Origin of the sequence: Streptomyces barringtoniae, assembly GCF_020819595.1 — a bacterium.
Classification (GTDB): Bacteria; Actinomycetota; Actinomycetes; order Streptomycetales; family Streptomycetaceae; genus Streptomyces; species Streptomyces barringtoniae.
Genome location: NZ_JAJHNP010000104.1, coordinates 1 through 520 on the forward strand (window position 1 = coordinate 1; position 520 = coordinate 520).

Sequence of the window (520 nt, forward strand, 5' to 3'; positions counted from 1 at the left end):
TGGGGATCGCGGGGGTCTTGGCGAGGATCTCGGAGACGGGGTAGCGGGACTCGCGGCGTACGGCCATGAAGATGCGCGGCATGACGGGGAAGTGGAAGGCCATGTGGCACTCGTCGCCGCCGGTGGCGTAGTCCCCGAAGTAGTCGACGACGTCCTCGGGCCACTGGTTGGCCTCAGCCAGCAGCACGGTGTCCGGGTACATCGCGTCGATCTCGCGGCGCACCCGCCTGAGGAACTCGTGGGTCGCCGGCAGGTTCTCGCAGTTGGTGCCCTCTTCGGCGTAGAGATAGGGGACGGCGTCGAGCCGGTAGCCGTCGATCCCGAGGTCCAGCCAGAACCTCAGCGCCGCCAGGATCTCCTCCTGCACGGCCGGGTTCTCGTAGTTGAGGTCCGGCTGGTGCGAGAAGAAGCGGTGGAAGTAGTACTGGCCGCGCACCGGGTCGAAGGTCCAGTTGGAGGCCTCGGTGTCGACGAAGATGATCCGGGCGTCCTCGTACTGCTTGTCGTCGTCGGCCCACAT

1 protein-coding gene is annotated in these 520 nt (G+C 66.5%); it reads right to left on the bottom strand.

Features of this window, described 5'->3' with window-relative positions; translation table 11 throughout:
- Positions 1–520: alpha-amylase family glycosyl hydrolase (locus LMU33_RS40910; RefSeq protein ID WP_249814972.1), on the bottom strand; the 520-nt coding region annotated here is incomplete at both ends.